The following is a 24105-nucleotide window of genomic DNA, read 5'->3' as shown; positions in this document are numbered from 1 at the left end:
ATGGCTTACGCGTCGATTTTCAATGCCGAGCTGTTCAGCGGCCAGACCATCATCGTCACCGGTGGCGGCAGCGGCATCGGCCGTTGCACCGCGCATGAACTGGCAGCGCTCGGCGCCAACGTGCTGCTGGTCGGGCGCAAACCGGAAAAACTGGAAAAAGTCGCCGCCGAAATCGCCGAGGACGGCGGCCGCGCGCACTGGCAGGCCTGCGATATTCGCGATGAAGAAGCGGTGAAGCAACTGGTCAAGGAGCTGATCGCCGAGCACGGGCCGATTCACGGCCTGGTCAACAATGCTGGCGGCCAATACCCGTCGCCGCTGGCCTCGATCAATCAGAAAGGTTTCGAAACCGTGCTGCGCACCAATCTGGTCGGCGGTTTTCTGATGGCGCGGGAAGTGTTCAACCAGTCGATGAGCAAACACGGCGGCAACATCGTCAACATGCTTGCCGACATGTGGGGCGGCATGCCCGGCATGGGCCACTCGGGCGCGGCGCGTTCAGGCATGGACAACTTCACCAAGACCGCCGCGTTTGAATGGGGTTATGCCGGGGTGCGGGTCAACGCCGTGGCACCGGGCTGGATCGCCTCCAGCGGCATGGACACTTACGAAGGCGCGTTCAAAGCGGTGATCCCGACCCTGCGCGAGCATGTGCCGCTCAAGCGCATCGGCACCGAATCGGAAGTCAGCGCGGCGATTGTGTTTCTGCTCAGTCCGGCAGCGGCGTTCATCAGTGGCAGCACGTTGAAAATCGACGGCGCGGCGAGTCTGGGTAGCCGTGCTTGGCCGTTGCACAAAGCCACTCACAGTGAGTCGTTCAACGGCTTTCACCGCGCGTACTTACCCGACGTGCTCAAGGACAAGGAGTAAGCCATGCCGCAGATCCAGTCCCAACTCGATCCGCACAGCGAGGCTTTTGCGCGCAATCGTGCGGCAATGCTCGTAGCCATCGAACACGTCCAGCAACTCGAACAGAACCTGCTGAACAAGGCTGCCGAAGCCAAAGCCAAATTCGACAAGCGCGGACAGTTACTGCCGCGTGAACGCCTGAACCTGCTGCTAGATCCCGGTGCACCATTCCTCGAACTGGCCAGCCTCGCCGGCTACAAGTTGCACGACGACAAGGACGGCAGTTCGGCCGGTGGTGGACTGATCGCCGGCATCGGTTACGTCTGTGGCATCCGCGCAATGGTCGTGGCCAACAACAGCGCGATCAAGGGCGGCACCATCTCGCCCAGCGGCTTGAAAAAATCCCTGCGCCTGCAGCAAATCGCTCAGGAAAACAAACTGCCAGTGATCACCCTCGCTGAAAGCGGTGGCGCCAACCTTAATTACGCGGCGGATATTTTTGTCGAAGGCGCGCGCAGTTTTGCCAACCAGGCACGGATGTCGGCGATGGGTTTGCCGCAGATCACCGTTGTACATGGCTCAGCCACGGCGGGCGGCGCTTATCAGCCGGGTTTGTCCGATTACGTGGTGGTGGTGCGCGGCAAGGCCAAGCTGTTTCTGGCCGGCCCGCCGTTGCTCAAAGCCGCCACAGGCGAAGTCGCCACCGATGAAGAACTCGGCGGCGCCGAGATGCACGCGCAGGTTGCCGGCACGGCGGAATACCTCGCGGAAAACGATGCCGACGGCGTGCGTCAGGTGCGCGAAATCCTGCGCATGCTGCCATGGAATGAACAGCTGCCATGGCTGCCGGAGCCGCAATACAAAGAGCCGCTCTACCCGATCGACGAACTGCTCGGGCTGATTCCGGACGATGCGAAAAAGCCTTACGACGTGCGCGAAATCATCGCGCGCATCGCCGACGAATCCTGCTTTCTCGAATTCAAGGGCGAGTTCGATCAGCAAACCCTTTGCGGGCAATTGAAGATTCAGGGCCGCGCCTGCGGTTTCATCGGCAACAACGGCCCGATCACGCCGAACGGTGCGAGCAAAGCGGCGCAGTTCATTCAGTTGTGCGATCAGAGCCAGACGCCGTTGCTGTTTTTCCACAACACCACGGGCTTCATGGTCGGCACCGAATCGGAACAGCAAGGCGTGATCAAACACGGCTCGAAACTGATTCAAGCGGTGGCCAATGCGCGGGTGCCTAAACTGACCATCGTCGTCGGCGGTTCCTACGGTGCCGGCAACTACGCGATGTGCGGACGCGGTCTCGATCCACGCTTCATCTTCGCCTGGCCCAACAGCCGCACGGCGGTGATGGGCGGTGCGCAGGCCGGCAAAGTCTTGCGCATCGTCACCGAAGCCAAACAACTCAAGGACGGCCTGATGCCGGACCCGAAGATGCTCGACATGCTCGAACAGGTCACCGCGCAGAAACTCGACAGCCAGTCCACCGCGCTCTACAGCAGCGCCAACCTGTGGGACGACGGGCTGATCGATCCACGCGACACGCGCACCCTGCTCGGCTACTTGCTGGACATCTGCCACGAAGCCGACATTCGCACGCTGCAACCCAACAGCTTCGGCGTCAGCCGGTTCTGACCGCCACGGATCTTACGGAGAACAATAAAAAATGATCTTCACCCCGGAACACGAAGCCCTGCGCCGTACCGTCCGCCAGTTCGTCGAGCACGAGATCAATCCGCACGTCGAGGAATGGGAAAAGGCCGGACGCTTTCCCATCCACGAGATTTTCCGCAAGGCCGGCGACCTCGGTTTGCTGGGTATTTCCAAACCGGAAAAATTCGGCGGCATGGGCCTCGATTACAGTTATTCGATTGTCGCCGCCGAAGAGTTCGGCACCATTCATTGCGGCGGCATTCCGATGTCGATCGGCGTGCAGACCGACATGTGCACGCCGGCCCTCGCCCGTTTCGGCTCCGATGAATTGCGCGAAGAGTTCCTGCGCCCGGCGATCACCGGCGAGCAGGTCGGCTGCATCGGCGTTTCCGAAGTCGGCGCCGGCTCCGACGTCGCCGGGCTGAAAACCACCGCGCGCAAGGACGGCGACGACTACGTGATCAACGGCAGCAAGATGTGGATCACCAACTCGCCGAGTGCTGATTTCATTTGCCTGTTGGCGAACACTTCCGACGATAAACCGCACATCAACAAGTCGCTGATCATGGTGCCGATGAACACGCCGGGCATCAGCCTCAGTTCGCACCTCGACAAGCTCGGCATGCGCAGCTCGGAAACTGCGCAGGTGTTTTTCGACGACGTGCGCGTGCCGCAGCGCAACCGCGTCGGCCACGAAGGCGCCGGGTTCATGATGCAGATGCTGCAGTTTCAGGAAGAACGCCTGTTCGGCGCGGCGAACATGATCAAGGGCCTTGAGTACTGCGTCGACAGCACCATCGAGTACTGCAAGGAGCGCAAAACCTTCGGCAATGCGCTGATCGACAATCAGGTGATCCACTTCCGTCTCGCCGAATTGCAGACCGAAATCGAATGCCTGCGCGCGCTGGTCTATCAGGCCACCGAGCAGTACATCAAAGGCCAGGACGTCACGCGCCTGGCGTCGATGGCCAAGCTCAAGGCCGGGCGCCTCGGTCGCGAAGTCAGTGACAGCTGCCTGCAATATTGGGGCGGCATGGGTTTCATGTGGGACAACCCGGTGGCCCGCGCTTATCGCGATGTGCGGCTGGTGTCGATTGGCGGCGGCGCCGACGAAATCATGCTGGGGATCATCTGCAAACTGATGGGCATCCTGCCGGGGAAAAAGAAATGAGCAGCCTGCCGGAATGCCAGACGCTGTTGCTGGAACTGCATGGCGGCGTGCTGCACATCACCCTCAACCGCCCAGACAGCCGCAATGCGATGAGCCTGCAAATGGTCAGCGAGTTGCGCGCGGTGCTCTCGTCGGTACGCGATGACCGCAGTGTTCGCGCTCTGGTGCTCAGCGGCGCCGGCGGACATTTCTGTGCTGGCGGCGACATCAAGGACATGGCCAGTGCCCGTGCTCAGGGCGCTGATGCTTATCGTGAATTGAATCGTGCGTTCGGGGCTTTGCTGGAAGCAGCACAGCACGCGCCGCAAGTGCTGATCACGGTGCTGCAAGGCGCAGTGCTCGGCGGCGGTTTTGGGCTGGCGTGTGTCAGCGATATTGCGATTGCCGATCATCAGGCGCAGTTCGGTTTGCCGGAAACCAGCCTGGGTCTGCTGCCGGCGCAGATCGCGCCGTTTGTGGTGCAGCGCATTGGCCTGACCGAGGCGCGGCGACTGGCGCTGACCGCCGCACGTTTTGATGGGCATCAGGCTCGGCGTCTGGGGTTGGTGCATTTTGTCGAACAGGACCCGCAAGCCCTCGCCGAGCGTCTGGATGAGGTACTGCAACACGTGCTGTGTTGTGCACCGGAGGCGAATGCCATGACCAAGCAATTGTTATTGGCGAGTGCCGGACAGCCATCGGGAGCTTTGCTTGATGAAGCGGCGCAGTGGTTTGCCGAGGCGGTGACGAGCGAAGAAGGGATCGAGGGCACCATGGCTTTTGTGCAGAAGCGTAAACCGCGGTGGGCTACCTAAAAAGCATCGCTGGCAAGCCAGCTCCCACAGGGAATTTGCGTCGTTAACAAAACCTGTGGGAGCTGGCTTGCCAGCGATGAGGCCAGCACATGCAACGCAACTTCCGAGGAAACAGCCCATGCCTGCCATTCAGAAAATCCTGATCGCCAACCGCGGTGAAATCGCCTGCCGCATCCAGCGCACCGCCCAGGCTTTGGGCTACCGCACCGTCGCCGTCTTCAGCGACGCCGACGCCAACGCGCTGCACGTGCAAATTGCCGATCAAGCCGTACACATCGGCCCCGCCCCCGTGCAGCAGTCGTACCTGAACATCCCGGCCATCCTCGACGCCGCCCGTCACAGCGGCGCCGATGCCATCCACCCTGGCTACGGTTTCCTCTCGGAAAACGCCGAGTTCGCCCGCGCCTGCGCACAGGCGGGTCTGACATTCATCGGTCCCAGTGTCGAAGCCATCGAACTGATGGGCAGCAAACGCCGCTCGAAAATCGCCATGCTCGAAGCCGGCGTGCCCTGCATCGCTGGCTACCAGGGCGCCGAGCAGGATGACGTCACCCTGCTGCGCGAAGCCGAACGCATTGGCTACCCCTTGATGATCAAGGCCAGCGCCGGTGGCGGCGGTCGCGGCATGCGCCTGGTGCACGATGCCGCGGATTTACCGGCGCAGTTGCGCACCGCACGTTCCGAAGCGTTGAACGGTTTCGGCAGCGACGATTTGATCCTCGAACAGGCGCTGATCGAACCACGGCATGTCGAAGTGCAGTTGTTTGGCGATCAACACGGCAACCTGATCTACCTCGGCGAGCGCGATTGCTCGGTGCAGCGCCGCCATCAGAAAGTCATCGAAGAAGCGCCCTGCCCGGTGATGACCGCCGAGTTGCGCCAGGCCATGGGTGAGGCCGCGCTCAAGGCCGGGCGTGCAGTGAATTATGTGGGTGCCGGCACGGTGGAATTCTTGCTCGATGCACGCGGGCAGTTTTACTTTTTGGAGATGAATACCCGCTTGCAGGTCGAGCACCCAGTGACCGAGCTGATCACCGGAGTGGATCTGGTGGCGTGGCAATTACTGGTCGCCGAGGGGCAACCGTTGCCGCTGACTCAGGACCAAGTGCAACTCAGCGGCCATGCCATGGAGGTGCGACTCTACGCCGAAGACCCCGCGCAAGATTTCCTGCCGCAAACCGGTCGCATACAAGCGTGGGAACCGGCGTTGCAGCGCGGCGCACGCATCGATCATGGTCTGCTTGCAGGGCAATCTGTCAGCCCGTTCTACGACCCGATGCTGGGCAAACTGATCGCCCACGGCGCTACCCGCGAAGAGGCCCGGCGCAAACTCCTGCGCGCAGTGCAGGACACAGTGTTGCTGGGTGTGCAAAGCAATCAGCGTTTGCTCGCCGGCCTGCTGCAGCATCCGCAGTTCATCAGCGGTGACTTCAGCACAGCGTTCATCACGCAGCATTTCAGCGACCACCCGAGCCTGCACATTTACTCGCCAAGTGCTGAAGATCTGGCCATTGCCGCCGTGCTGTTTTATCAAACCAGTGCCCTCAGCCACCGCGCGCCACTGTCCGGTTGGCGCAACAATGCCAACGTGGCGCTGCACTACCGTCTCGGCCGCGACGAGCAGAACTGGACGCTGCAACTGCTCGCGCAAGCGCACGGCGTATTCAAGGTGCAGGTCGCCGAACGCACGCTCGAACTGAAACTAGTCGACCGCGATGCGCAGTCGGTGACGCTGGAAGTCGACGGCTTGCGTCAAACTCACCCTTATCACCTCGATGGCGAACAACTCTGGCTGTTCACCCATCCCGGCAGCCTGCAGGTGGAGGATCGAACTCACGCGGTGATCGACAGTCAGACCAGCGTCAGTTCCGGCACCTTGAAAGCGCCCATGGACGGCGCCATCGTCGACGTACTGGTCAGCGAAGGCAGCCCGGTCAGCAAGGGTCAGTTGCTGGTGGTACTGGAGGCAATGAAAATGGAGCACCCGCTCAAGGCCGGCATCGACGGCGTGCTCAAGCGGGTGCAAGTCAAAGTTGGCGATCAGGTAAAAAATCGTCAGGTTCTGTTGCAGGTGGAGTAGTCAGCCAAGCGCAAACGCAGGGTTTGGCTACGCTCTGAATAATCAGAACGCACAAATCAGGAACCCTGCGATGCCCCACTGGCTGGTCATAGATCTGGAAGCCACCACCGATGAGGGTGGCTGGCCGGTCACCGAGATGGAAATTATCGAGATCGGCGCCACGCTGGTCGATCGTGCCGGGCGCGAGCAGGATCACTTCCAGCGCTTCGTCAAACCGACACGGCGGCCGTTGCTGACGCCGTTCTGTCGTGAGCTGACGCACATCACCCAAGCCAATATCGACTCGGCGCAGCCGTTGACCGAGGTCTGGCCGGCGTTCGAGCGCTGGCTCGCGCAACATCAGCCACGGCTTGAAGGCTGGGCCAGTTGGGGCGACTACGATCGCAAGCAATTGCTTCAGGAATGGCAGCGTCTGAATATCGACAGCGGCTTGAGCAAAGTGCCGCACATGAACCTCAAACAACGTTTTGCCAAGGCCCGGCGCCTGGAGCGGCCATTGGGCCTCAACGGCGCGCTGCAATTGGCCGGCATGCAGTTCAACGGTCAGCAACACCGGGCGCTGGAAGATGCGCGCAACACCGCGCGATTGTTGCCGCTGGTTTTGCCACTCTAGGGTCAATTCGAGAACTCGCCGGACAGGCGCCGGGCAGGTGACGGCGCCGAAAGCCTTGTGCATACTGGCCGCCTCCATTTTTTAGCCCTTTTCGAGGAATCGCCCATGTTTAAAGTCAACGAGTACTTCGACGGCACCGTCAAGTCGATCGCCTTTGGCACCGCTGAAGGTCCGGCGACCATCGGCGTCATGGCCCCGGGCGAATACGAATTCGGCACCAGCCAGCGTGAAATCATGCACGTGGTCTCCGGCGCACTGACCGTCAAACTGCCCGACAGCAGCGATTGGGAAACCTTCGCCGCCGGCAGCCAGTTCAACGTCCCGGCCAACAGCAAGTTCCAGCTGAAAGTCGCCGTCGACACCGCTTACCTGTGCGAATACCGCGGCTAAAACCCTCGGCTGCACCCAATAAAAAATGCCCGTGTCTCAGGACACGGGCATTTTTCGTTTCAGCGAGGCTTACTCGAGGATTTCCACCGGCATTCCGACTTCAAGCCGTCCATTGCTGTCATTGACCAGGTTCTGGCCGAACATCGCGCCATCGGCTTCGGCGCGGTATTTCTGCAAGGTAGCCAAGGGTTCACGATCGGCACTGCGCTCGCCGGTTTGCGGGTCGATGGTGGTGAGGATGCAGCGCGAGCACGGCTTGACCACGCGAAACTCGACGTCGCCAATGCGAATCCGCTTCCAGCTGTCCTCGGCATACGCCTCGCTGCCTTCGATCACCAGGTTCGGGCGAAAGCGCAGCATCTCCAGCGGCCGCCCGACCTTGTGCGAAAGGTCCTGCAGCGACGCTTCACCAATCAACAGCAGCGGAAACCCGTCAGCAAAAGCGACCTGATCATCATCCTTGCCAAAACCTGACTGCGTGGTACGCGCACGATCCAGCGGCACCTGCACCAGACGGGTCGGCTTGCCGATGAACGCACTGACCCAACGGGCCGCCTCGTCACCGGCATCCGGCACGCGCAACGTATCACGCCAGATCGTCACGCCGCGCAGTTCGGCGTCGTCGCCTGGCAGGGCGATTTCGATGGAAGACTGTTGGGGTGCGCTCAGGGTCAACCCGCCCTGGACATTCCACAGGGCCGACAACTGACTCATCTTCGCTTCCGCGCGCTGGGTCAGGAAGCGGCCGCTGGCTTCATCCACGAGCATCCAGCGTCGGTCGCCATCAAGCCCCAGCTTGTCGAGGTCGACGCTTTGCAGCACATCGACTTTGCCGGATTTCAACGGGTAACGATAAAGCGCGCTCAGACGCAGCATGGCCAGCTCCCTGGAGGATAAAACCGCCACCCTATACGAGCTTCATGCACGAATCAAAACATCAATTGGTACACTGGATTCCAGCTGCTACTCGACCTTGTGGCGAGGGGATTTATCCCCGTTCGGCTGCGCAGCAGTCGCAAATTCAGCAAATGCGGTTTAAATGGTGTACGAGTCAACTGCATTTGGGGCCGCTTCGCTGCCCAACGGGGATAAATCCCCTCGCCACAGGGCTCACTCCTACAAAGGGGGTGTGATCAGGCCGGGACTTCGTCGAGCATCAGGCGCTGGCGCACCACGTCGACCAGTTTGTCCGGCTGGAATTTGGAGAGGAAGTTGTCGCAGCCGACCTTCTTCACCATCGAGTCGTTGAAGCTGCCCGACAGCGAAGTGTGCAGCACCACATACAGCCCACGCAGGCGCGGGTCATTGCGAATTTCAGTGGTCAGACGGTAACCGTCCATTTCCGGCATTTCCGCATCGGTGAAGATCATCAACAGCTTGTCGGTCATGTTCACGCCGGTGTCAGCCCAGGCCTTGAGCATGTTCAGCGCCTTCAGACCGTCGCTGGCGATGTGCATTTTCACACCGAGTTGGCCGAGGGTGTCGCGCAGTTGCGAGAGCGCCACGTTGGAGTCGTCCACCAGCAGCACTTCACGGCCACGCGCACGTTCCAGCACTGGGTCTTCGAGTTTTTCCCGCGAGACTTTGGCGTTGTACGGGACGATTTCGGCGAGGACTTTCTCGACGTCGATGATCTCCACCAGTTGATCGTCGACTTTGCTGATCGCGGTCAGGTAATGCTGGCGACCGGCACTGGTCGGCGGCGGCAGGATGGCTTCCCAGTTCATGTTGACGATGCGGTCGACGCCACCGACGAGGAATGCCTGCACCGAACGGTTGTACTCGGTGACGATGATGGTGCTGTTCGGCCCCGGCACCAGCGGACGCATGCCGATCGCCTGCGACAGGTCGATGACCGGCAAGGTCTGACCGCGCAGATTGACCACACCGCAAACGAATGGGTGACGCTGAGGCATCAGCGTCAGCTTCGGCAACTGCAAGACTTCCTGAACCTTGAACACGTTGATCGCGAACAATTGGCGTCCGGCCAGACGAAACATGAGAATTTCCAGGCGATTCTCACCCACCAGTTGCGTGCGTTGGTCTACCGTGTCGAGAATGCCGGCCATCAATGACTCCTGGGCTTGTTCTGATGAATTCACTATGTGAGGTTATCGGCTGCGCATGGCGGTTCTTTATCGCCATACCAAGTGCCGTCAAAAATGCCATGCTCAGGCATTGATGTCACATTAACATCATGCTTTACTGGCCCGGTGATTTTCATCTGCTACATTCTCTGCAGCGCGACCTCGGTTGGCGCCGTAGGTTCCCGCGCCTAAGGGATTCCCCTAGGAACAATCAGGCCTAACCTGATGTTCGCAATATCCAATAGCCATTAATGTGACGCCATTCTCATTGCATGAACGGAGTCAGGCTATTGTGTGCGATCGCAGGTCAGTGGAAACACCTCCTCTCGAAACCCCGAATCTGTGCACCTGCACACCGGGGCGCGATCTCGCGACGGTTCACGATCGTCGACACACACGGCATTCCCTCATCAGACATGACGTTGTGGAGATAAGCATGCCAAACGATCGCAAGGACTGGGCGCAACGGTTCCCCGAGTTTATCCTCGAGGCTGAAACGCTCCTGGCCAAGTCCGAGGAATGCCTCAGCCACCTGCAACTGATCAACAACGACAAGGACGCCATCGAGTGCATGCTCAGCACACTGCTGAAGCTGGCGAGCAAGGCAGATGCGCTGGCGCTGCAAGCGATTTCCGAATTTTCCCTGCATCTCCACGGCCTGCTCAATCATGCGCAGGACGAGGTCGACCTGCATGCACAGGCGCTCAACGCACTGCAAGACTGCTTCACGTTGATGGCCTGGCAATTGGAACTGGTCGATCAAACCACTGGCCAGTTGAGCCTCGACGACAGCGAGCAGACCTCCCTGATCGAGGCCTTTGCCTCCCAGGTCGGCCAGAGCCAACTGCAACTGCCGCACCACGTCAAACCATTGTCCCTGGTGGCGTATTCGGACCGGCAAGCCTGACTCTGTGAAAAGATTGCGCGTTGCCAGAGTCTGAAAGCGCAGACGGCGAATGTCGCAATTGAATAGTTCATACCTGCCAGCGACACAGTCGAATAAATAATCACCTCTGATCTCAACGGACTTCTCGCTGCCGGTATCAGGGTTTGCCTGTGTATAAATAAGGCACTATCGATTCCTGTCGAGTTGAATAAATCAACTTTTCCATAATGGAACTCACGTCCAATACGACGTAATTCCTGACCGACTGGACATATATAGCAAACGCGACCAACGGTATCTTAAGTGGTATTATGCCGCGCATTAGTTGCTTTCAATTAATGGCACAGTGATTCCAGCGATAGGCTGCCAACGAAGTTGGCGGTTCAATATCGATCACGCGACGTTGTTGAATTCAATAACATAAATGACAGTGTTTTCAGACAGAGATCCGTCAGCCACTCTGACCGGTCTGCCCGCAGCGAACATCCATTGGCTCCATCCGTTATGTACGCCAGCCTCAAGTCAATCGCCACATGGCCACCTTCCCGGGAAAATGCCCGCCGGTTCACGCTCATACTGAGTGTCGCCGCCGCGCTCGGCAGCGTGCTGACCTATGGTTTTTCCCTGCCGCTTTGCCTCGGACTGCTGCTGCTCAACGTCGCTGCCACCGCATGTGTCTGGGTGCAATATCGGCTGTCGCGCAAGTCGATCAAGTTTCAGCCGCAGGAGTTGGCCGACCGCTTGCTCGAAGTCCAGGAAAACGAGCGCCATCGCCTCAGCCGGGAATTGCACGACGACATCGGCCAACTGCTGACTGCCGCCAAACTGCAAAGTGAATGGCTCAAGCGCCGCTTGCCGGACGACTTGCAGGAACAATGCAGCGTGCTCTGCGACACCCTTGAGGAAACCCTCAACAAAGTGCGCGACGTGTCGGCCATCCTCAATCCACGGCAACTGACCAGCCTTGGCCTGGAAGCCAGTCTGCGCGCGCACTTGCTCAAGACGCTGACCAACACGTCGGTGCACTGGAGCCTGGATTGCCAGCAGCGGCTGAACGGCATTCCCGAAGAAATGGCGGTCGCCGCTTTTCGCATTACTCAGGAAGCCGTGACCAATATCCTGCGCCATGCGCAGGCAAAGAATCTGCTGATTCGCGTCCAGCGTCTGCCCAAAGGCCTGACGCTGCTGATCAGCGATGACGGTCAGGGATTCGCCCCGGCAGCCAATCCGGGGCGGGAAGGACAACGCGGCATGGCCGGGATGGCCGAACGGATGGAGCAGTTGGGCGGCACCCTGAGCGTTACCAGCGAGCCGGGCAAAGGCACTCAAATCGAAGCACTTTTCCCCTGGGCGCCGCGTGCACTCGAGCGGGCCAGTACGAATAAGGTTATGCGTTGACTTGTAACTTACTTCTGGTGGATGACCACTCGCTGATCAGGGCCGGCGTGCGCGCTCTGGTGCTGGATATTCCCGGCTACGCGGTGATTGGCGAGGCCAATGACGGCTCGCAACTGCTCGAAATGGTCGAGCAATTGAGTCCCGATATCGTACTGCTGGATATTTCCATGAAAGAAACCGGCGGCCTTGAAGCCCTGCAGCGACTCAAGCGCGTGCGCCCACATAGCAAAGTGCTGATCCTGTCGATGCACACTGACCCGGCGCTGATCATGCAAGCGCTGGAATCCGGCGCGCATGGCTACCTGCTCAAGGACACCACGGCCACCGAACTGGAACACGCGCTCGAAGCGTTGCGCAACAACGAGCGCTATCTGAGCCCGGCCATCGCCCATACGGTGATCAACCAGGCCCTGACGCGCAACCAGAAGACCCAGCCGGAAACCAGCGACTCGCACAATCTGACCGCGCGCCAACTGGAAATCCTGCGGCTGATCGTGCGCGGCAAATCGACCCGGGAGATCGCCAACGGCCTGGGCCTGAGCATCAAGACCGTCGAAACCCACCGCTCGCAGATCATGAAACGCCTGCAGATCTACGACGTGGCAGGCCTGGTGCTGTTCGCCGTGCGCGAGCAGATCATCAGTCTGGACGACTGACCGCGCCACTCAACAGTGGCGAATCAGCCGGCAAATGCACCTGCAGCGCTGCCGGGCGCGCTTCGAAACGCATGTTGTCGCCTTCCAGTGGCTCACCGTCGAGATTGATATAAAGCCCTTCGGCCACCTTGATTTCGACCCACGGCAAGCGGGTCCGCACAAACATGTTTTCGATGCCGAAACCGTCGCTGAGCAAATTTTTCAAAGTCCCCACCAGCTCCTGAGGCGCCGGCAGAATACTGATATCCAGCAGGCCATCATCGGCCAGCGCCTGCGGGCACAATACGTGCCCGCCGCCTGCCTGACGTCCATTGCCGATGCCCAGCGCAAGCAGTTCGCCACTCCAGTGGAAGTCCGGGCCTTGCAACTCGCCGTAGGCTGCATGCAATTCACTGAAGCGCGACAGGCCGGTGAACAGATACGCCGCCCCGCCCAGGACCTTTTTCAAGTCTTCCGAAGTATTGGCCGTGACCTGACTGCCAAAACCGCCAGTGGCCATGTTGAGAAAGATCTGCCCGCCAACCTCACCGAGATCGATGTCACGCGGCGACACCTCCAGCAACTCGAGGGCCTCGGCCGGTTCCAGCGGTACGCCTGCCGCACGGCAAAAATCGTTGGCCGTGCCCAAGGGCAACAGCACGAGACTGGCCTCGCCGGGATGCGCCGACAACGCCTGAGCGATGTCGCGCAAGGTGCCATCGCCACCGCCGGCAATGATGGTGCGGTAACCGGCGGTCAGCGCTTCCTCGACCATGCGCTCGGCGTCACCCGCCTCCCAGGTCACCCGCACCGCCAGCTCCCAGCCTTGCTCGCGTTTGCGTTCGACAGCGCTGCGCACCGCCTCGTTGAGTGCCTGCTTGCCATGCAGAATCATTAGCGCCCTGCGTTCACTCATTACGGTCACTCCCTGAATGGAATCGGTACGGGACATCTTGACCACTGCGCCACGTAAAAAAGCCGCAAGAATGGCAATTATTTCAAGCGTCCAAGCTTGCTCGTCCTACAGAGCAGGAAATCTTCCTACAAAACCTGAGGAAACGGCTGAATTGACCCGGCGCCAGCATTGGCACATCGTGCGCCGGCAACAGCAATTTTTCGATCTGAAACACACAAGGAAGTGCCGCAATGAGTAGATACACGTTTAGCGCTTGCGATCGTTCAAAGGATAGCGAGCAACGGCCAGCAGGTGGACACCTCAATGCATAGCCAGGAAACCAGAACGCCGGTCAGCCCGCTTGCTCCACTTACGGAGAGTCGCGCCAGCCACAGCAACGGCGCCAAAACCGGAGAAGTGAATATGGAACCTCGCATCACCGAGCTTGAGACCCACCTCAAATACATTCGCCGGGACATGGATGAAGTTCGCGGCGATGTCAGAACTATCAAACATCGGCTGGCCTACTCCGCAGGTGCAACCGCGGTCGTGCTGGGCTTGCTCGGATGGGTGGCGAACAGTCGGTTCGACCAGCTCGTCTCGATCATGACGCGCTGACCGTACAGGCAGGCTTCGGAGACGACCTCCGAGCCTGCCCCTGCGATCGACGTGTCAGCTCAGCAGCTCGCTGAGCGGAATGAAGACTACTTCGTCGCCCTCGCCAAGCGTGCGCCCCTCCAGCACCTCCACCAGTCCATCGGCCCAGGCCGCACTGCGCAGGACACCCGAACTTTGATTGCGATAAATAACCGCACGACCTTGCTCAAGGCGACCCCGCAAATACTCACGGCGATTGCCTGCCACGGGCCAGTCAAACCCCGCCGGTACCGGGAACTTCAGTGGCTCCACGTCCTGCACGCCCTGGCGACGCAACAGGTAGGGACGGGTCAGCAAGGCGAAGGTCACCAGGGTCGAAGCAGGATTACCCGGGAGGCCGATCACCGGCACCTTACGAAAATGGCCGAACGTCAGTGGCTTGCCGGGTTTGATCGCGAGTTTCCACAACGCCAGCTCACCCTCCTCCCTCAGCGCAATGCCGAGAAAATCGGCCTCACCCACGGACACGCCTCCGGTCGAGAGAATCAGGTCGACATCCTGCAAGGCGCCAAGCCGCTCACGGGTTGTGGCCAGATCGTCCGGAAGAATCCCGGCATCAATCACTTCACACCCCATGCGCTGCAACCAACTGCACAGCACCACCCGGTTGCTGTTGTAAATCTGCCCCGGACCCAACGCCTGCCCCGGTTCGACCAGCTCATCGCCAGTGGACAACACCGCCACGCGCACCTTGCGCACCACGCTCAATCCGGCACAGCCCAGAGACGCAGCCAGGCCTTGCTCGATCGGTCCGAGCCGGGTGCCGGCCGACAAAACCAGCTCACCCACCGTGGTTTCCTGGCCTTGCGGACGGATGTTCTGTCCTGGCGTCATCCTTTCGAGAAAACGCACACGACCCTCTGCAAGGACCTCGGCGTTTTCCTGCATTTCAACGCAATCGGCACCCGCCGGTACCGGAGCGCCAGTGAAGATGCGCGCACAGGTACCCGGCGCGAGCGCTTCGGGAGCCTGCCCGGCGAAGACCTTTTGGCTCACCGGCAAAGGTTCGCCCGTCCAGTCAGCCAGTTTCAGCGCATAGCCATCCATCGCACTGTTCGGCCACGGCGGCAGATCCAGCGTCGAAATCAGATCCTCGGCCAGCACGCGGCCCTGAACGTCTGCCAATGGCAAAAATTCCCGCTCGGCAATCGGCGAGGCCTCGGCCATTTCCAGCAGGCGCGCCAGCGCCACTTCGACCGGCATCAAGGCACCGGTCTTGCCCGGCTTACCCACGGGATTCACAAGGTGCCGCCTGTTTCAGATGGGGCACGAAGTTGCAGGGACGGTGCCGGGAATCCAGTTGCTCGGCGAGAATGCCATCCCAGCCGGTGCGCACGGCGTTGGTCGAGCCTGGCAGGCAGCACACCAGCGTGCCATTGGCCAGACCGGCCAAGGCCCGGGACTGCACGGTGGATGTACCGATATCGGCCACCGAGATCTGCCGGAACAATTCACCAAAACCATCCACCTGCTTGTCGAGCAGACACGCCACTGCTTCAGGGGTGCTATCCCGACCGGTAAAACCAGTGCCCCCAGTAATCAGTACGACCTGCACGACATCGTCAGCAATCCAGCTGGCGACTTGCGCACGGATTTTGTAGAGGTCATCTTTGAGCAACACCCGCTCAGCCAGCAGGTGGCCTGCGGCCGTCAGGCGGTCGACGAAGACCTGGCCCGAAGTGTCGGTTTCCAGCGTTCGGGTATCACTGACAGTCAGCACGGCGATATTGAGCGGTGCGAAAGGTACATCAGCCTTGGCTTTCATAGGCTCGTCCAGTTGTAGGAGAAACAGCCCGGTGTTATATCACAGCGCCCCCTTTTTTCGCCGCCCCTCTGGAGAGCCGACATGACGCTGAATAGACATTTGCCCGCCTGCTCCGTTCTGCTCCTGGCAGGCGGACGCGGCCAACGCATGGGGGGGCAGGACAAAGGGCTGGTGGAGTGGCTGGGCGAACCGCTGATTGCGCATTTGCAGCGTAAAGTGCGCCCGCTGACGGATGATTTGATCATCTCCTGCAACCGCAATCGTGAACGCTATGCCGCGTACGCCGATCATCTGGTGGTCGATGATGAAGGCGACTTTCCGGGGCCGCTGGCCGGTATTCGTGCCGGCTTGAAAGCGGCGCGCCATACTCACCTGCTGGTGTTGCCATGCGATGTTCCGCGCATCGACGAGACGCTGCTGCAAAGCATGCGGGAAACCGCCAGTCAGAATCCTGAAAAACCTTTAATGTTGCGTCACGACGAGCACTGGGAACCGCTGCTGTGCGTGATTCCGGTCGCCCTGCTGCCAGCCTTCGAAGACGCCTGGAACGCCGGTGAGCGCAGTCCCGGCCGCGTCATGCGCCATCTTGGCGCCACGGCCCTGCAATGCCCGGACAATGACCCACGGCTGGCCAACCTCAATACCCCGGAACTGTTAAATTCGCACAACACTGTGTCAGACTGACAGCACTCAAGGAACTCTCACGCCTTGTATACGTCTCAAGCTCAGTAACCAAAAGAATTTCCATTCGGAGACACACCATGACTCAACGGACCCTCGCCACTCTCATGCTCGCACTGGGCCTGGCTACCCTCGCCGGTTGCTCGTCGCCAACAGTGATCACGCTGAATGACGGTCGCGAAATCCAGGCCGTCGACACCCCGAAATACGATGATGATTCGGGCTTCTACGAGTTCAAACAGCTGGACGGCAAAGAGACCCGCATCAACAAGGATCAGGTTCGCACCGTTAAAGAACTGTAAGGTTCGACGCGACGCCTGAAGCAGTCAGATTGACTGGTTAAAAAAATGCCCCGATACGTCGGGGCATTTTTTATGCGCGCAAGAAAGCTACCGGGCAGTCAACCGATACACCCGCTCCTCAAGCCGCGTAGCACCGGCCTGCACAAACTTGCCACTGTCACTCAGCACATCCTGCGATTGCAGCACCTGCATCTGCCAGACGCTGCCGAACAAGCGCTGCACTTGCGCATCATCTACAGAGAACGGCGGCCCCGGTATTTGCGCCTGATCGTAATCCAGCGTAATCAGCAGCCCTGTCAAACCGGCCGGCAGAATGTTTTGCAAATGCTCGGCATAGTGCTCGCGCATTGGCACTGGCAAGGCGATCACGGCAGCACGGTCGTACAGCGCGGCGCAATCGGCAACATCCTCTGCGGTCAGCGCGAAAACGTCACCGCACCACAACTCAATCGAACCGGCGCGATAAACCTTGAAAGCACCGTGCTCGCTGATCTGCGGCTGAAGTTGCTGCTCAGTGAAAAAATCCTCGACCGCCTTCTGCGACAGCTCGATGCCAAGCACCCGATGCCCACGCCCGGCCAGCCACAGCAAATCCAGACTTTTCCCACACAACGGCACCAGCACACGTGCTTGTGCTGGAAGCTGCAGATCCGGCCAGAAACGCTGCAGATACGGGTTCACCGCAGGCAAATGAAAGCCGATCTGATTCGAAGCCCACTTCTTGTGCCAAAACTCAGGCTGCATGCATCCCCCTAAAAAATCGATCAAAAAGCGTTAAAACTTATATTAGATTTAGATCAATGATCTGACTGAAGATGGGTCATCTTAACGCTCAGGAACCCTCTTATGTTTCCCAGCCTGTTTATCTCCCACGGCTCACCGATGCTCGCACTGGAACCGGGCGCCAGTGGCCCGGCCCTGGCGCGACTGGCGGCCGAACTGCCGAAACCGAAAGCCATCGTGATCGTCTCCGCCCACTGGGAGAGCCACGAATTGCTGGTCAGCAGCAACCCACAGCCGGACACCTGGCACGACTTCGGGGGCTTTCCCCGTGCATTGTTTGAAGTGCAGTACCCGGCGCCGGGCGACTCGCAACTGGCGGCGCAAGTAGCCGAGCTGCTGGCGGCCAACAACCTGCCGGCCCGCCTCGACCCGCAGCGTCCGTTCGATCACGGCGTGTGGGTGCCGTTGTCGCTGATGTACCCGCAGGCGGATATTCCGGTGGTTCAGGTTTCCTTGCCAAGCCGTGCCGGCCCGGCGTTACAGACTCGCGTTGGTCGTGCGCTGGCCGGCTTGCGTGAGCAAGGCATTCTGCTGATCGGCTCTGGCAGCATTACCCACAACCTGCGCGAATTGGACTGGCATGCCGGGCCGGAAAGCGTTGAGCCGTGGGCGCGGGATTTTCGCGACTGGGTGATCGACAAGCTGACGGCGAACGATGAGGCGGCGCTGCACGATTACCGCCAGCAAGCGCCGAATGCGGTGCGCAGTCATCCGAGTGATGAGCATTTATTGCCGTTGTATTTTGCGCGGGGGGCGGGTGGTGAGTTCAGCGTGGCGCATCGGGGGTTCACGATGGGCGCGCTGGGGATGGATATTTATCGTTTCGGGTAAAAGCAAAAGATCGCAGCCTTCGGCAGCTCCTACAGTTAAATGCATTCCCATGTAGGAGCTGCCGAAGGCTGCGATCTTTTGACCCTGAAAAACAGGCAAAAAAAATCCCCGAACCAGTCGGGGATTTTTTATGTGCGATCAATCAGCCCAAGGGCGGATCAATCTTCGCGGTAGCGACGCAGCTTCAACTGCTTACCAGCAACGCGAGTGTCCTTCAGTTTGGTCAGGAGTTTGTCCAGACCATCTTCCGGCAGCTCGACGAGGCTGAAGCTGTCACGCACCTGGATGCGACCGATCGCTTCACGGGCCAGACCGCCTTCGTTGAGGATGGCGCCCAGCAGGTTTTTCGCGGCGATACCGTCACGCGCACCCAGCGCGGTACGGCAACGAGCACGGCCTTCGCCCAAAGGCATTGGCGCGCGACGCTCGCGGTCACCACGATCAGGACGATCACCGGTGCGCTCAGGACGGTCGCCACGCGGTGCGTTGTTCGGCACCAGTGGGCGTTCCTTCTCGATCGCGGCCAGGTTCAGTGCTTGACCGTTGGTGGCTTTGCGCAGCAGGGCTGCAGCCAGAGCACGCGGAGTGCAACCGATGTCTGCAGTCAGACGATCAAGCAGCTCACCGTGAGTCGATTCGGCATCAGCAACCAGCGGCGATAGGCTGTTGGTCAGTTTCTTGATGCGCGCATCGAGAACGGCTTGAGCGTCCGGCAGGCGAACTTCAGCCACTTTCTGACCGGTTACACGCTCGATCACTTGCAGCATGCGGCGCTCACGTGGAGTCACCAGCAACAGTGCACGACCTTCGCGACCGGCACGGCCAGTACGGCCGATACGGTGAACGTAGGACTCTGGGTCGTACGGCATGTCAACGTTGAACACGTGAGTGATGCGCGGAACGTCCAGACCACGAGCAGCAACGTCGGTCGCCACAACGATGTCCAGACGGCCATCTTTCAGCGAGTCGATGACGCGCTCACGCTGGTTCTGGGCGATGTCACCGTTCAGCGCCGCGGCTTTGTAGCCTTTGGCGTCGAGGGCGCTGGCCAGATCCAGGGTCGCTTGCTTGGTGCGTACGAACATGATCAGCGCGTCGAAGTCTTCCACTTCCAGCAAGCTGAGAACGGCCGAAGTCTTCTGGTCAGCGTGAACCAACAGGTGAGCCTGTTCGATCGCGGTAACGGTCTGGGTCTTGGTCTGGATCTTCACGTGTTGCGGATCGCGCAGGTGGCGTTCGGCAATGGCGCGGATCGACTGCGGCAGGGTAGCCGAGAACAAAACGGTCTGACGGGTCGCTGGCAGAGCCTTGAAGATGACTTCCAGGTCATCCATGAAGCCCAGCTTCAACATTTCGTCAGCTTCGTCGAGAACCAGGTGGTTCACGGTCGACAGCACTTTTTCGTCACGACGCAGGTGGTCGCACAGACGGCCCGGAGTGGCGACAACGATCTGTGCGCCATTACGGATTGCTTTCAGTTGTGGGCCCATCGGCGCGCCGCCGTAAACGGCCACAACGGTAACGCCCGGCATTTGCTTGGCGTAGGTTTCGAAAGCGGTTGCTACTTGCAGCGCCAACTCACGAGTTGGCGCCAGGATCAGGGCTTGCGGTTCGCGCTTGGCAGGATCGATGCGGTGCAGAATAGGCAGTGCGAACGCGGCGGTTTTACCGGTACCGGTTTGCGCCTGGCCAATCATGTCCTGGCCGGCCATGATGATCGGGATCGATTGCTGCTGAATCGCCGAAGGCTCTTCGTAGCCGGTCGCTGCGACGGCTGCAAGAATATTCGGGTTAAGATTAAAAGCGGCGAATCCGCCGGTTTCCTGGGTCATGGGTCTGCCTCTAAGTGCATCCGCAAAGACCCATGCTCCAAAGCTGCGCATGCCGTGTTGAGACTCAAGAGTCGCCCTGGCAGCTTTGTCGGCGGGGATTTGCGAAAACGAATGAATGAAAAAAAAGAATCGTCCGGGAAGAGCCCGCAATGCGGACGTGCAGCCGAAGCTGACTTCGGGAAATTGCGCTACCTAAACGCGGCCCGGTTAAAGGCCGGCGCGCACTATACCGGATTTTGCCCGAAAAGGGAGCTTTTTTTATTGCCTGAATGCGTGTGTCACCGCTGTGTAACGGGGTTTTGCGGATAATCGCGCCAAGGTCTATTTTTCAAAGGCCCGGCCCTGCGGGCGATGACGCTTAAACGATTCACCGACCTGCGGCATTCCGTCGCCGCACCCGCCCTTCCCGCCCGAGGATTTACCATGAACCAGCCCTGCGCCGGCCGCGTCAGCCGAGAACGTCGTGGTCACGTGCACTTGATCGGCCTCGATCGGGCGGCCAAGCGCAATGCTTTCGACCTCGACTTGCTCAATGCACTGAGCCTGGCCTACGGCGAATTCGAAGCCGATAACGAGGCCCGGGTGGCTGTGGTATTTGGCCATGGCGAGCACTTCACCGCCGGTCTGGATCTGGTGAATGCCAGCTCGGCGCTGGCGCAAGGCTGGCAGGTTCCGACCGGTGGTTGCGACCCGTGGGGTGTTTTCGTCGGGCCTCGGGTGAGCAAACCGGTGATTGTCGCCGCACAGGGCTACTGCCTGACCATCGGTATCGAGCTGATGCTGGCCGCCGATATCAACCTCTGTGCGAGCAATACCCGCTTCGCGCAGATGGAAGTGAAGCGTGGGATCTTTCCTTTTGGCGGCGCGACGTTGCGTTTCCAGCAGATCGCCGGTTGGGGCAACGCGATGCGCTGGTTGCTGACCGGGGATGAGTTTGATGCGCACGATGCGTTGCGTTTGGGGTTAGTGCAGGAAGTGATGGCCAGTGAGGATTTGCTGCCACGGGCGATTGAATTGGCCGAGCGGATTGCCCGGCAGGCGCCATTGGGGGTGCAAGCGACGTTGCTGTCAGCGCGACAGGCTCGCTATGAAGGTGAGGCCGCGGCTGCGCAGGGGCTGCCGGCGCTGGTGAAGAAGTTGTTGGCCAGCGAGGATGCCAAAGAGGGCGTGCGGTCTTTGGTGGAACGCCGCCCCGGAATATTCAAAGGGATCTGAGAATTATGGCGCCTGTCTGGGCCCCATCGCTGGCAAGCCAGCTCCCACAGTGACCGAGTCGTTCACACATTTTGCGTACGGCGCGAACCCTGTGGGAGCTGGCTTGCCAGCGATGGGGCCAGCTCTGACGCCTCAGGTCGCCGGGCGAATACTGTTGATCAACGATTGCAACGAATACCCCAACCGCGGCGCCAAGGCTTCAGCCCGCGCAGTCAGTGCCTGCATGTCCAGCACCTGGTCCAGGTCCGCCGGCACCAGCAGAATCACATTGCCCTCCTTCACCGGCAGTTCCCAGTAATGCCGGTGATAGAGCCCGCGCAACAGCGCCGCGCCCAACGGCTGGCCATCATCGGTGGCCCACTGATTGATCACCAGCCAGCCCCCCGGATTCAAGCGCTTCTGGCAATCACCGAGAAACCCCCAGGCCAGATGCCCGACACCCGGGCCGACGTCAGTGTAGAGGTCGACGAAAATCAGATCCGCAGGCTCGGCAGTCGGCAACAACTCCAGCGCATCGCCGACACGGATGTACAGCCGCGGATCATCGTCCAGCCCAAGGTATTCGATGGCCAGACGTGGCACGTCCGGGCGCAGTTCGATGGCCTCGACATCTTCCAGTGGCAGAAACTTGAGGCAGGCCTGGGTCAACGTGCCCGCACCAAGCCCTAGGAACAGCGCACTCTCGGGCAGCTCATGGCACAACGCGCCGATCAACATCGCGCGGGTGTAGTCGTACTCCAGCCAGCTCGGATCAGCGGTGAACACGCAGCTCTGCTCGATCGCATCACCGAATTCGAGAAAGCGGTAATCAGCCACTTCCAGCACGCGAATCACGCCGAACTCGTCCTGTACTTCGGCGAGCAGATGCTCGACGCGCTCCTCAGTCATTTCGTCTCCTGATGGTCACCGGGCGCGGTGACGCGATGGCACCGCTGTGGCACCGTGGCAAAACCGCGATTGTCAGCGATGGGGCGGGAACAGGTCACGCACTAATTGCTGCTAACATGGCGGCCCGTGCGAAGAACCTTAGAGACCGTGATGAGCCAACCGTGGAGCCCTGACAGCTGGCGCGCCCTGCCGATCCAGCAACAACCCCAATACCCCGACGCCGCGCACCTGCGCCAGGTCGAGCAAACCCTGGCCAGTTATCCGCCGCTGGTGTTTGCCGGCGAGGCGCGCGAGCTGCGTCGACAGTTTGCCGAAGTAACTCAGGGCCGCGCGTTTTTGCTCCAGGGTGGCGATTGCGCCGAAAGCTTCGCCGAATTCTCCGCGGCGAAGATTCGCGACACCTTTAAAGTGTTGCTGCAAATGGCGATCGTCATGACCTTCGCCGCCGGTTGCCCGGTGGTCAAAGTCGGGCGCATGGCCGGCCAGTTCGCCAAGCCGCGCTCGGCCAACGACGAGACCATCGACGGCGTGACGTTGCCGGCTTATCGCGGTGACATCGTCAACGGCATCGGTTTCGACGAAAAGAGCCGCGTGCCGGATCCGGAACGTCTGCTGCAGTCCTATCATCAATCGACCGCGACGCTGAACCTGTTGCGCGCCTTTGCCCAAGGCGGTTTTGCCGACCTGCACCAAGTGCACAAGTGGAACCTCGATTTCATCGCCAACTCGGCGCTGGCCGAGAAGTACAGCCACCTCGCCGACCGCATCGATGAAACCCTGGCGTTCATGCGCGCCTGTGGCATGGACAGCTCGCCGCAACTGCGCGAAACCAGTTTCTTCACCGCCCACGAAGCGTTGCTGCTGAACTACGAAGAAGCCTTCGTGCGCCGCGACAGCCTGACCAACGATTACTACGATTGCTCGGCGCACATGCTGTGGATCGGCGACCGCACCCGTCAGCTCGACGGCGCGCATGTCGAGTTTCTGCGCGGGGTGAACAACCCGATCGGCGTGAAGGTCGGCCCAAGCATGAACCCCGATGATCTGATCCGCCTGATCGACGCGCTCAATCCGGACAACGATCCGGGTCGCCTGAATTTGATCGCGCGGATGGGTGCGAACAAGGTCGGCGATCACCTGCCGGCGCTGATCCGCGCGGTGCAGCGTGAAGGCAAGCAGGTGCTGTGGAGTTCCGACCCGATGCACGGCAATACCATCAAGGCCAGCAGCGGTTACAAGACTCGCGACTTTGCGCAGATTCTTGGCGAGGTGAAGCAGTTCTTCCAGGTGCATGAGGCTGAAGGCACTTATGCCGGCGGGATTCACATCGAGATGACCGGGCAAAACGTCACCGAGTGCATCGGTGGTGCGCGGCCGATTACCGAAGATGGCTTGTCGGATCGCTATCACACGCATTGTGATCCACGGATGAATGCCGATCAGTCGCTGGAGTTGGCGTTTTTGATCGCGGAGACCCTCAAGCAGGTTCGCCGCTAATGCTCGACATCTTTATCGCTTGAACCGGCCTCATCGCTGGCAAGCCAGGCTCCCACAGGATCTGCGTCGCGCACAAAATTGATGAATGACGCGGTCAATGTAGGAGCTGAGCTTGCTCGCGAAGGCGCCCCCTCATTCAACAGGTTCGCCGCTAGGGTTCGATATCTTTGTCGTTTGAACCGGCCTCATCGCTGGCA

At 60.2% G+C, this 24105-nt stretch carries 24 protein-coding genes; 16 read left to right on the top strand and 8 right to left on the bottom strand.

What is annotated here, in order from left to right; all coding sequences use genetic code 11:
• From ACZZ0B_RS05950 to ppnP, 7 genes are all read left to right on the top strand, one after another.
• Entirely contained in the window at positions 1–870 is an 870-nt protein-coding gene (locus ACZZ0B_RS05950) for an SDR family oxidoreductase (RefSeq protein ID WP_008088204.1), read from the top strand.
• Between the two features lie 3 nt (positions 871–873).
• Positions 874–2490: a geranyl-CoA carboxylase subunit beta gene (atuC, locus tag ACZZ0B_RS05945; protein WP_463544588.1), complete on the top strand. Its 1617-nt coding sequence runs from the start codon at positions 874–876 to the stop codon at positions 2488–2490.
• A gap of 31 nt (positions 2491–2521) precedes the next feature.
• Entirely contained in the window at positions 2522–3679 is a 1158-nt protein-coding gene (atuD, locus tag ACZZ0B_RS05940) for a citronellyl-CoA dehydrogenase (protein WP_463544587.1), read from the top strand.
• Positions 3676–4473: an enoyl-CoA hydratase/isomerase family protein gene (locus ACZZ0B_RS05935; RefSeq protein ID WP_463544586.1), complete on the top strand. Its 798-nt coding sequence runs from the start codon at positions 3676–3678 to the stop codon at positions 4471–4473. The genes atuD and ACZZ0B_RS05935 overlap by 4 nt, the downstream gene beginning before the upstream one ends.
• Before the next feature lie 118 nt (positions 4474–4591).
• A complete protein-coding gene (locus ACZZ0B_RS05930) occupies positions 4592–6553 on the top strand; it encodes an acetyl/propionyl/methylcrotonyl-CoA carboxylase subunit alpha (RefSeq protein WP_463544585.1) in 1962 nt (653 codons plus the stop codon).
• Positions 6554–6623: 70 nt separating this feature from the next.
• Positions 6624–7166 (top strand): 3'-5' exonuclease, encoded by a 543-nt coding sequence (locus ACZZ0B_RS05925; RefSeq protein ID WP_008088215.1) that lies wholly within the window; start codon positions 6624–6626, stop codon positions 7164–7166.
• A 105-nt stretch (positions 7167–7271) separates the two neighbouring features.
• A complete protein-coding gene (ppnP, locus tag ACZZ0B_RS05920) occupies positions 7272–7556 on the top strand; it encodes a pyrimidine/purine nucleoside phosphorylase (RefSeq protein ID WP_007940055.1) in 285 nt (94 codons plus the stop codon).
• A gap of 69 nt (positions 7557–7625) precedes the next feature.
• Here the strand turns inward: ppnP and ACZZ0B_RS05915 are convergent, their stop codons facing one another.
• Positions 7626–8432, bottom strand: coding sequence for an MOSC domain-containing protein (locus ACZZ0B_RS05915; RefSeq protein ID WP_463544584.1), 807 nt, complete (start codon positions 8430–8432; stop codon positions 7626–7628).
• A 257-nt stretch (positions 8433–8689) separates the two neighbouring features.
• Positions 8690–9625 (bottom strand): chemotaxis protein CheV, encoded by a 936-nt coding sequence (locus tag ACZZ0B_RS05910; protein ID WP_007908676.1) that lies wholly within the window; start codon positions 9623–9625, stop codon positions 8690–8692.
• 454 nt (positions 9626–10079) lie between these two features.
• Between ACZZ0B_RS05910 and ACZZ0B_RS05905 the strand changes: the two genes are divergently transcribed.
• The 3 genes from ACZZ0B_RS05905 to ACZZ0B_RS05895 all read left to right on the top strand — a co-directional run bounded on the left by ACZZ0B_RS05905 (position 10080) and on the right by ACZZ0B_RS05895 (position 12583).
• Positions 10080–10550 (top strand): hypothetical protein, encoded by a 471-nt coding sequence (locus tag ACZZ0B_RS05905; RefSeq protein WP_008088219.1) that lies wholly within the window; start codon positions 10080–10082, stop codon positions 10548–10550.
• 483 nt (positions 10551–11033) lie between these two features.
• The gene (locus ACZZ0B_RS05900; RefSeq protein WP_008088220.1) at positions 11034–11927 is read left to right on the top strand and encodes a sensor histidine kinase; all 894 of its coding nucleotides are present in this window, start codon (positions 11034–11036) and stop codon (positions 11925–11927) included.
• On the top strand, positions 11924–12583 hold the full coding sequence (locus tag ACZZ0B_RS05895) for a response regulator (protein WP_463544583.1): 660 nt from the start codon (positions 11924–11926) through the stop codon (positions 12581–12583). The genes ACZZ0B_RS05900 and ACZZ0B_RS05895 overlap by 4 nt, the downstream gene beginning before the upstream one ends.
• Here ACZZ0B_RS05895 and yegS read toward each other — a convergent pair.
• Positions 12567–13478, bottom strand: coding sequence for a lipid kinase YegS (gene yegS, locus ACZZ0B_RS05890; RefSeq protein ID WP_008088224.1), 912 nt, complete (start codon positions 13476–13478; stop codon positions 12567–12569). The two genes, ACZZ0B_RS05895 and yegS, sit on opposite strands and share 17 nt — an antisense overlap.
• A gap of 303 nt (positions 13479–13781) precedes the next feature.
• Between yegS and ACZZ0B_RS05885 the strand changes: the two genes are divergently transcribed.
• Positions 13782–14075, top strand: a complete 294-nt coding sequence (locus ACZZ0B_RS05885; RefSeq protein ID WP_008088226.1) for a hypothetical protein — start codon at positions 13782–13784, stop codon at positions 14073–14075.
• A gap of 54 nt (positions 14076–14129) precedes the next feature.
• Here the strand turns inward: ACZZ0B_RS05885 and ACZZ0B_RS05880 are convergent, their stop codons facing one another.
• Both ACZZ0B_RS05880 and moaB read right to left on the bottom strand, forming a co-directional pair.
• Positions 14130–15356, bottom strand: coding sequence for a molybdopterin molybdotransferase MoeA (locus ACZZ0B_RS05880; protein WP_440096422.1), 1227 nt, complete (start codon positions 15354–15356; stop codon positions 14130–14132).
• Complete coding sequence (gene moaB, locus ACZZ0B_RS05875; protein ID WP_008088229.1) at positions 15340–15879, bottom strand: molybdenum cofactor biosynthesis protein B; 540 nt, start codon at positions 15877–15879, stop codon at positions 15340–15342. Before moaB ends, ACZZ0B_RS05880 begins: the two co-directional genes overlap by 17 nt.
• An 81-nt stretch (positions 15880–15960) precedes the next feature.
• On the opposite strand from moaB, the gene mobA reads away from it, so the two are divergent.
• Together mobA and ACZZ0B_RS05865 are read left to right on the top strand one after the other, a co-directional pair.
• Entirely contained in the window at positions 15961–16563 is a 603-nt protein-coding gene (mobA, locus tag ACZZ0B_RS05870; RefSeq protein WP_463544582.1) for a molybdenum cofactor guanylyltransferase MobA, read from the top strand.
• A 77-nt stretch (positions 16564–16640) separates the two neighbouring features.
• Positions 16641–16862 (top strand): YgdI/YgdR family lipoprotein, encoded by a 222-nt coding sequence (locus ACZZ0B_RS05865; RefSeq protein WP_008088233.1) that lies wholly within the window; start codon positions 16641–16643, stop codon positions 16860–16862.
• A gap of 87 nt (positions 16863–16949) precedes the next feature.
• Here the strand turns inward: ACZZ0B_RS05865 and ACZZ0B_RS05860 are convergent, their stop codons facing one another.
• Entirely contained in the window at positions 16950–17606 is a 657-nt protein-coding gene (locus ACZZ0B_RS05860; protein WP_463544581.1) for a thiopurine S-methyltransferase, read from the bottom strand.
• A 102-nt stretch (positions 17607–17708) separates the two neighbouring features.
• Between ACZZ0B_RS05860 and ACZZ0B_RS05855 the strand changes: the two genes are divergently transcribed.
• Positions 17709–18476 (top strand): DODA-type extradiol aromatic ring-opening family dioxygenase, encoded by a 768-nt coding sequence (locus ACZZ0B_RS05855; protein ID WP_008088237.1) that lies wholly within the window; start codon positions 17709–17711, stop codon positions 18474–18476.
• Between the two features lie 158 nt (positions 18477–18634).
• On the opposite strand, the gene ACZZ0B_RS05850 is transcribed toward ACZZ0B_RS05855, so the two are convergent.
• Positions 18635–20308, bottom strand: coding sequence for a DEAD/DEAH box helicase (locus tag ACZZ0B_RS05850; protein ID WP_008088238.1), 1674 nt, complete (start codon positions 20306–20308; stop codon positions 18635–18637).
• 423 nt (positions 20309–20731) lie between these two features.
• Between ACZZ0B_RS05850 and ACZZ0B_RS05845 the strand changes: the two genes are divergently transcribed.
• Positions 20732–21523 carry a crotonase/enoyl-CoA hydratase family protein gene (locus ACZZ0B_RS05845; protein ID WP_463544580.1) on the top strand — a complete coding sequence of 264 codons (792 nt, stop codon included), beginning with the start codon at positions 20732–20734 and terminating at the stop codon, positions 21521–21523.
• 132 nt (positions 21524–21655) lie between these two features.
• On the opposite strand, the gene ACZZ0B_RS05840 is transcribed toward ACZZ0B_RS05845, so the two are convergent.
• Complete coding sequence (locus ACZZ0B_RS05840; RefSeq protein WP_008088242.1) at positions 21656–22411, bottom strand: spermidine synthase; 756 nt, start codon at positions 22409–22411, stop codon at positions 21656–21658.
• Positions 22412–22561: 150 nt separating this feature from the next.
• Here ACZZ0B_RS05840 and ACZZ0B_RS05835 point away from each other — a divergent pair, with 150 nt between their 5' ends.
• Positions 22562–23908 (top strand): class II 3-deoxy-7-phosphoheptulonate synthase, encoded by a 1347-nt coding sequence (locus tag ACZZ0B_RS05835; protein WP_027613442.1) that lies wholly within the window; start codon positions 22562–22564, stop codon positions 23906–23908.
• The last annotated feature ends 197 nt before the right edge of the window (positions 23909–24105 follow it).

It is taken from the genome of Pseudomonas sp. AC247 (assembly GCF_979258015.1).
The sequence above is the reverse complement of the archived record's forward strand: the minus strand, read 5'-3'. Positions and strand labels throughout refer to the sequence as shown.